An 8,800-nucleotide genomic window follows, 5' to 3' on the forward strand; every position below is an offset into this window, starting at 1 on the left:
ATCAAACATCGTTCCGCCCGTTTCCTTTGCGTCGTCCCAGTGAAAACCGATGTTACATTTCCATCTCAGAAAAAAGACACAAAAACTTTGCGACAGAGCCCGCTGCGGCGCGCGAGGGTACCGATGAACGGCAGCAATGGGCCGTTCAATGCAAAATGAAGGCGTAGAATATTTGACGCTGAGGTCGGTCTAGCAATCAGCCTTCATACTTACCCCAAAAGCCCGATTTGCGGCCATGCTTGGCTCTGATTTCCTTCATGTATGTTTGGTGAGAAATATGTGCGCCGTAACTGGTGATTTGTTCTGCCAGAGCGTCACAGGTTTTGAGATGGCGCGCGGCATGCCCGTAGCGTTTGGGGCGCGCCTCGATAAGTGTGAAGTCGATCATCGACCGCAGGACCAACATGGCGGCAAGGGGGTGCTTCTCTTCAAGGCGTTCGGCGGATGGCGACAAGATTTGATAGTAATTTCCGTCCAGTTCGGGCGCGCGTCTTTCAACGAGGGCCGCTGCTCGATCCGGCGCGGGCCAACGGGTCAGGAAACGAAGTGCCGTTAAAAAGCTCGGGTGGTTTGACGCGAATTCGAGCGCACGCTTCTCGGCTTTCATATCCTCAAAGGCGGGCTGCTTTTTAAGGTATGCCTTCAAGGAGTCTTCATCGAGGCTTTGCTCAAATCGCTGCCAGCGGAAGCTCTGCGCATCGTCCGAACGCCCAAGCGCTTCTAATGTTTCGATCCGCACATCATGCCATTTTGGCGGTGCCCATCCGCGCTCACTGGTCTCGGCCCGTTCGATAAAGCCCAACGCGTCCTCTGCGCGGCCTGCCGCTAGCAATCGTGCGCCGATATCAGCCGCGATTGCAGGCACCCGGCGGGTCTTGGTGTCATATTGCGAGATGAATGCATCCACATCACCTTGGGCGTCGGCAATATCTTTCAGGGCCCGTTTGACCGTACTGTCGCGCGAGCTTTCCCACATTTCATGTGCGTAGGTTTTCCCATTCGAGCCCCAGGCAACAACCTCCCATTCATCTTTCGGCGGAACCACAACAGGTTCCGGCGCAAGGCTTTCGACCTTTGTCTTCAGGGCGTTTAGGCCGACGTCTCCGAGGGCGGGAGCCAGCGTTTCAATTATGCCATCGACTTGACCATATCCATTCCGCTGGATCGCCTGAAATACCTGTTCGGCCAGATCTTCTGGATCGGACTTCGCATCAAAGGCTGCCTTGCCAAGCGCATCACTGGCATCACAAAATATCCCGCTGATGATGCCGCTGCTGTCATCGGATCGTTCATACACTGATTCCGCGATGCCAAGAAACCGCCAAAGAAGCCGCTCAGCCTCAGCCGGATCATTCGGCGCGATCTTCTTTGTGATAGCGTTCAGCTGCGTGTTCAGGTCATCGACAAGCGGCTTGCGGTTCTGCCAGTGGATAAACGTGGTTGCGCGCGAAATTGCGTTCAGGCGTTTCGTTACTTCGCGCCCAACCTCAATGGGGCTAAGCTCGCCTGCAAGTTCCAGGCGGAGAAACCGCTTTGCAGAGGCATCGCCTGTACTCAGCTCTATCAGCAATTCGGAAAGCCGTCTTGCACCCAAACCTTCTAAATTCTTGGCGTTGAGGGTTTTCTTTGAGGCCATGCTTGAAGAACTCCTTTCAGTCTTGAAAATTGGGTTTTGAGGCTCCGCTGAGCCATTCATCTAATTTCGACCAGCGCCTCCGGCCTGAGACGTTCTTGACCGCGATTGCGACGGCTTTCTTCTGTCCCACAAGGACGACGAGCTTTTTGCCACGCGTGACGCCAGTGTAAATCAGGTTGCGCTGCAACATGGCGTAATGCTGGGTCATGACCGGGATCACCACTACAGGATATTCCGAGCCTTGGCTTTTGTGGATCGTAGCGGCGTACGCCAGGACCAGCGTGTCCAACTCGCCGAAGACGAAGTTGACGCTGCGGCCCTCAAAATCGACGACAACCTCACCCTCGACCATGTCGATATCTTCGATCATGCCGATATCGCCATTGTAGACATCCTTGTCGTAGTCATTCTCAATCTGCATGACCTTGTCGCCGGGAGCGAAAGTCCAACCGAAGCGTTCAACCTTTTTGTCGCCTGCGGGGTTCAGTGCCGCTTGCAACTCGATGTTGAGCGAGCGAGCGCCCACGCCGCCGCGGTTCATTGGACACAGGACCTGGATGTCCTTGATCGGGTCAAACCCGAACCGTTTTGGGATGCGCTTGGCGACAAGTTCAACGATGCGCGACACGGCTTGCTCGGGGTCCGCTGCAGGCACGAAGTAGAAGTCCGCCTCGTCCTCAGGCGGCGCGAGGTCAGGCATGCGTCCCGCGTTGATCGCGTGCGCTGTCGTGATAATCTTGCTTTGTGCCGCTTGGCGAAATACCTCCGTGAGCCGCATCACGGGCACGGCGCCTGAGCCAATAATGTCAGCTAACACCTGGCCGGGCCCGACGGACGGCAACTGATCAATGTCACCCACAATCAGGAGAGCTGCATTGCTCGGCACAGCCTTGAGCAGCGACTGCATGAGCATTACGTCGACCATTGAACTTTCATCGATCGCCAGCAGATCGCAGTCGAGCGGATTTTCTTTGCCGCGTTTGAAGCCGAAGGCCTTCGGGTCAAACTCCAGCAGGCGGTGGATGGTCTTGGCCTCCATGCCGGTGGCCTCGGTCATGCGCTTGGCTGCCCGCCCAGTGGGTGCACAGAGCAGGAGCTTTACGGATTTCGCGGCAAGGATGCGCAGGATCGAGTTGACGATGGTGGTTTTCCCCACCCCGGGACCACCGGTGATCACTATGGTCTTGGACTTCAGCGCGAGGCGGATGGCTTCAGCTTGGCTCTCTGCGAGGCTCATACCGGTTTTCTGCTCGATCCAGGGTAGCGCCTTATCCGCATCGATCATAGGCCACGGCAATTCACCACGCTGAATGCGCTTCACCTGATCGGCAATGCCACGCTCAGCCATATAAAGCCCCGTCAGAAAGATGCAGTCTGCCTCGCCCACGGTGTCGGCGGTGACCGTCTCCTCGGTCAGTTCTTCGCGCAGCGCGCTGTCAATCAGATCTGCGGGCACTTCCAGAAGTTTGCCCGCCACCCCAATCAGGTCCGCCCGGGGGAGGCCGCAGTGGCCGTTGCCCATCGCCTCGCTGAGCGCAAAAGAAATCCCCGCCCGCACCCGGATCATAGCGGTCTTCTCGATCCCGAGCTTTTCCGCGATCATGTCCGCCGTGCGAAATCCGATACCCCGGATATCTTTTGCCAGCTGGTAGGGGTTTTCGCTCATCACCTGCACCGCATCAGTGCCATAGGTTTTGAAGATCCGCACGGCCCGCGCCGTGCCCACGCCATGTTGGTGCAGGAAGACCATGATCTCGCGGATGACCTTTTGATCAGCCCAGCCCAACGTGATTTTATCCGCGCGTTTGGGGCCTATGCCTTCGACTTCGCGCAGGCGCTCGGGCGTTGCCTCGATGATATCGAACACATCCTTGCCAAACATCTTCACCAACCGCTTGGCATAGACCGCGCCAATGCCGCGGATCATGCCGGAGCCAAGATACTTCTCGATCCCATCGATTGATGACGGCGCTGAGGTGCGCAGGAACTGCGCTTTGAACTGTAGGCCATGGGTGCGGTCGTTAATCCAGACACCGGATGCAGTAACCCATTCCCCTGCCGAGATCATGGCGGCATGGCCTACCGTGGTAACAAGATCGCGATGCCCACGGGCCTTAACCCGCAAGACGCAAAAACCAGATTCCTGACTGTGGAAGGTCACCCTCTCCACAAGGCCCGCAAGGACCTCCGTATGGCTATCGCCTTCGGTCTTCATCCGCCGCGCTGCGCACGCCGCCAGTCCCATGAAATGTCAAACTGCCCAGACCATACATTGCGGCGGCTTCGGCGCGCATCTTCCTCGGCTGGGATATAGCCTCGGGAATACTGGCAATAGGCCACGGCCCAGCCTTGCTGAACCACCCATGCATTTAGGTCGCTGCCATCCTGCACGCACACAGCAATCGCACGGCCGAAACGATCTGTGTCACGGACGGGGCAGGAGACTTGTTGCCGCCCGATCCGGTCAGACAGTGCCAAGGCTGCTTGTTGGCCACAGCGCCACGACGTGCCGTCTGCGCGAATACATAGCTGACGGCTTTCTGGCGCATCGATGTCGTGCAAGCGGATCCGCTGCCCCCAAACTTCTATCGTGTCGCCGTCGATCACGCTGGTCACTCCAGTAATTGTCTCTGCGTTTGCGGGCATGGGTGCAAAAAGAAGGGCGGCAATCATGGCCAAGTAAAGCATCGGCGACAATACCCTGCGTTTAAAGCGGTATTTTTAGCATTTTGCACAATGATGTCCCGGGGTCGAGTCCGGCTCGTTGCGGACCTCCGCAACAGTTTCGAGCGCTGCGATGGGGCCCGTCAGACGGGTAATTCGTACAGCCTGCAGTAATTTTGGGAATTCATCGTCGGATAATGGGACTGCCAAGACGGCCGCTACAGCTGATCATGCAATAGACGGCATCACCTCATTTCCGATATTCTTGCAGGCCAAGCTCTGCCCACATCCAACCAAAATCGTATTCCGCTAGTGCGGCGTTTTGCTGCTTGTCACTGCGGTTCTCGAGAAGTTTCAGCCAGTCAACCACCTTCTCACGGCCAGCTGCGCTGCGTACAGCTTGGCGCGGCGACTTGCCGTCCAAGGCAGGCAATGGGGCATCCAAGGTTTCGCGGTAATGCTTATCCATATAGTCATGCGTGATCTGTTTTTCGATGTGTGGCGGAATCTCGTCTGCACCTTCCAAAGACGTTTCAGCGCGTTCCTCAGACATCACTTGCTCAACGGTGCGGATTGCGGTCAAAGGCCGCTTCAGACGTTTGCCTGTTGCCTCTATCACCAACGCGTCAATTTTTTCTGCGCGGGCAGCCGAATTCACCTGTACCAGCAGAGATTTCCCTTTGAGCTCCAGGGTTTCCAGCACGGTGCGTCCTGTCATTTCTGTGTCCAACATCATTCCACTCCCCTTCTTGGGCGTGTTGCGCAGGGCAAGCCAGTCCCAGAAACGCGGCCCCTCGGGCACGAAACCTTTGACGTCATCCAAGCAGGCGGCAATTTCTTTTTGTAGCACACCCGGCGCCAAACGAAACCTGAGATCATGAAACAGCACGTCGTCGCCATCCGAGTTGCAGAACTCTGGAATTCCGGAAGACATGGCGTTTGGTAGCGTGGTAAACAACCAAGCGCTGGTAAAGACGGGGGCGCAGTCCATCAACTGGCGCGTCGTTAGCTGTAACGGGGCGTTCCCCTTCAGTTTCAGTGCTGCGCGAAGCCCTTCGAACAGAAATTCGACGGCTTCAGCCGAAAAGGCCAACAATGCGCCCGAGATGACGTGCGTGTCGCCCTCGGCAATCACGCGGACGGCAATTCGGTCCCATTGCTTTAGGGAACGCGTGGCGGACTTTTCAAAAACGGTGACCGGCTCCCTATCACCAACCAAGTCCTTGAGCACCATAGACTCGCCAAGTTTAACGTTACTGACTTCGTAAAGGCTCACTGGCGTATCGCGAAGAGCTGCAAAATATTCTCTATTGGCGGCCGTTTCATTCCAGCCACGACGTTTAAGGTAGAGGTCAACGACACTCTCTTTACCGTCCCTGCGCGAAAGGAAATCCTCGAATCCGCATCCCCACAATACACCAGGCCATGGTTCCCCTAACAGTTCGGGTAGGTCATCGTAACCCAGATCAAATTCCTCGAGTGCAGGCATGAGGTGTTCGGCTGTCACATCCTGTAGCCGCCCGAACCAGAGATCATCCTGTCTGATGAAATGCAGCAAATTTGAGATGTCATTTCGCATATCAGCCCTCCAGAATCGTGCATCTACAAGGTACACCTATAGAAAACACGCCGTAAGGTTACCAATAGTTCGGAGGCACAACATAGCGTCTGCTCGCAGCCCACGGCCGCTATTCTGTCAGTGAGTGAGTGCTGACAGCACCATCTGCCTATTTTTCAAGGGCTTTGCGTTTCTTGGGGGGTGCGCTCGCTCCAGCCTTGCCCCGTTTTTTCCCTCGCTGCTTTTCAATCCAGTTAGACATGGCAGTGGAACTGACCATTGCGGCCGCCGGGATCGCAATCCCGTCCGCCTCCGCAATGTTCTTTGCATAGGCTAGTTGAGCGGGACTTGGCGGTTTTTCACCTGAAGCAGCTGAGCCATCCTTGGGCTTTTTAGGGGCGTAGGCCTCAAGAAAGGTCCTGCATACGTCAATCGATCTTGCATAGCCTCGAGGCAGGTGGAGCTGCTTCTCGCGTGCAATCGACATGGCAAAGCGCTTCATTGCAGGGGTCGGAGGGCGGTCAGGCCCTCCTTTTACCGCATTGGTTTTGAGAATTAGTCCAACGCCATTCTGAACTTCGGTCTTTAGTTTGGTAATGATGCGATCGGCGACCTGACATACAGCGTCTATTGCGTTCCCCATCTGCTGTCGCCCCGCGACGACATCGTCGAGCAATTGCTCAAGCTGAGCTGTTGCGCCAGGATCGACCAAAGTCGGATCGGCTTGGTTCAGTACGCCGAAGAGTTCTAACCCGCTCTCAGTCGGCACAATGTTCTTGCTTTGATTGATCAGAAACTTCTGCCGTTTGAGCCCGTTAATGATTTCTGCCCGCGTGGCGGGTGTTCCTATTCCCTTTGCTTCTTTCAAACGCTCGCGCAACGGCGCGTCTTCGACGAAGCGCCAGGCGTTCTGCATCGCTTCGATCAACGAACCTTCGTTATAGCGCGTTGGTGGGCGCGTTTCCTTTGCCTCGACCTTCGGGTCGTGCAGGGTGGCCTGCTCACCGTTTGTCATCACGGGTAACATCTGCGCATCGTCAGATTTCTCACTCGCAGGAACCCAATCCGGAAAAGCCGCCCGCCAGCCAAGATCCAGTGGCTGCCTGCCCGTGGCGTGAAACGGGGCGCCCGGAACGGCCACCATGGCAATGGTCTGACGGAATCGAAAGTCTGGCATGATAGCGGCGATGTAGGCCCGCGCGATTACGTCGAACAACTTTTTCTCATCCGTGGCCAACCGCGGCCAGACCTCTTTCAATGTGCCTATTGTGTTGGCGTTAGGGATTACCGCGTGATGGCTGGCGTCTTGGACGCCTTTGTCGTGAAACGCTCCTCTGGGACCTTTGCGGATTATAGGTTGCGCGGGCACGGGGATGTCTTTGTAGGATTGACCAGCTAGAAGGCCTGCGATGGTTTTCGGAACATCTGCGATCAAGGACTCCGGCAGGTAGCGCACCTCGGCACGGGGATAGGTGATGATCTTTTTGCCCTGTCCATCGTAGAGCTCTTGAGCCACATCCAGCGTCTTCGATGCGGCCCAGCCAAACCGAGACGCACACAGTTTTTGCAGCGACGGCAAGTCATGCAGTTTGGGTGGGCTTTGCCGTTTGTCTTCCACGGTGACGCTTATTGGACCGCTGAAGCCATTGGCGTTTCGTGCAATCTCTTCGGCCATTTGCCGCTTGAGGATGCGGTTCTTCGGCGCGCAGCGCATCTTGAAGTGCCCCCCGGCGACCGATGCTGTTGCAACAACTTCGAAATAGTACGTAGGCACGAAGTCACGTATTTCGATCTCCCGCTTACACACGATGGCCAGGGTCGGCGTTTTGACCCGGCCGATGCCAATCACACCGCGAGCGCCGCGGCCCAGTGTTACGGTTGCCGTTCGAGTGAGGGACAAGTTGTAGATCTGATCGGCTTGCCGTCGAGCGACTGCCGCGGCGTAGAGGCCGGCATATTCATGGTTCGGGCGCGCCCGACGAAACGCTTCTCGGATTGTCTGGGGGTCTTGAGCGGTAAACAAAACCCGCACGACCTCACCTTGATAGTCGAAGTGCTCGAGTATTTCTTGACCGATCAGTTGGCCCTCGCGGTCACAGTCGGTGGCAAGCCAAACCTTTTTTGCCGAGCGCAGAGCTTGGTGGATCGCCTTGAGTTTCGCGGCCTTGTTGCCCCCCTTCGCAGGGCGGGTCGCATACAAACCGTTGGGGCGTAGCAGGACTGGTGACCACCGTTTCCATTCGGGCATAACGTCCTCGGGCTCCTCGAGATCCAATAGATGCCCCTCTGCAGGGAGTATGGTCCCGAAGCTTGAGCCAACGGCCGCCCGGACATCTTTTGCCTGGCTGGATTTTTCGGTGATGATGATTTGGTCGACCATTACGCGCCACCTGCAGCTGATCTTGGGATTACTGACTTAAGAACATATGGGGAACGCCTGTGGATCACAACGTAAATCCGTATGTTGTGCTTTTGAACGTGATCGGCCTCCCCTGAGCTGCCGCTCGTCGGTAGATCTGATGCCGCGCCGCAGCGTCGCCAGATCGGTCATTCGAGGTCCGTTGTACGATAGGAATCCGGCTAACTGGATATCAAAGGTACTGTCGCAAAGTTTTTTCTTGAAGAATTTTGTTCTTCGCAGACCTACTTTTAGGCCTCTGGAATGCCAAATTATCCAAAATTTCGGCCATACAAGAGAAAACTTTCGGAAACTTGACGTCCAAATGTGTCGGGCGGAGAACAAAATTCTAGTTTTTTGATGCGTCGCCAAGCTTTGCGACAGAACCTGCGGGAATGGGGTCAACCTACGTGTGAGTTTGACGCGGAAATTGCTGAGGCATCGCGCTGAAGAGGCCTTAGGCAGATAGCACTTGCGGTCCGTTGATTGAAACTGAAGTGGTCCTGCTTTTTAGGACAGTTTTGCGGCTTGGCTAAGATGCATC

The 8,800-nt window shown here is 56.1% G+C and carries 5 protein-coding genes; all 5 read right to left on the reverse strand.

The window, feature by feature from the left end:
• Positions 1-196: 196 nt before the first annotated feature.
• Positions 197-1,636, reverse strand: coding sequence for a DUF6880 family protein (locus V7730_RS20850; protein WP_335749487.1), 1,440 nt, complete (start codon positions 1,634-1,636; stop codon positions 197-199).
• A gap of 16 nt (positions 1,637-1,652) precedes the next feature.
• Positions 1,653-3,881 carry an SF1B family DNA helicase RecD2 gene (recD2, locus tag V7730_RS20855; protein ID WP_335749488.1) on the reverse strand — a complete coding sequence of 743 codons (2,229 nt, stop codon included), beginning with the start codon at positions 3,879-3,881 and terminating at the stop codon, positions 1,653-1,655.
• Positions 3,848-4,324 (reverse strand): thermonuclease family protein, encoded by a 477-nt coding sequence (locus V7730_RS20860; RefSeq protein ID WP_335749489.1) that lies wholly within the window; start codon positions 4,322-4,324, stop codon positions 3,848-3,850. The genes recD2 and V7730_RS20860 overlap by 34 nt, the downstream gene beginning before the upstream one ends.
• 226 nt (positions 4,325-4,550) lie before the next feature.
• Positions 4,551-5,807: a hypothetical protein gene (locus V7730_RS20865; RefSeq protein WP_335749490.1), complete on the reverse strand. Its 1,257-nt coding sequence runs from the start codon at positions 5,805-5,807 to the stop codon at positions 4,551-4,553.
• A 220-nt stretch (positions 5,808-6,027) separates the two neighbouring features.
• Complete coding sequence (locus tag V7730_RS20870; protein ID WP_335749491.1) at positions 6,028-8,238, reverse strand: type IA DNA topoisomerase; 2,211 nt, start codon at positions 8,236-8,238, stop codon at positions 6,028-6,030.
• Positions 8,239-8,800 lie beyond the last annotated feature (562 nt).

The sequence above is a fragment of the Sulfitobacter sp. genome (genome assembly GCF_036961165.1).
GTDB lineage: Bacteria > Pseudomonadota > Alphaproteobacteria > Rhodobacterales > Rhodobacteraceae > Sulfitobacter.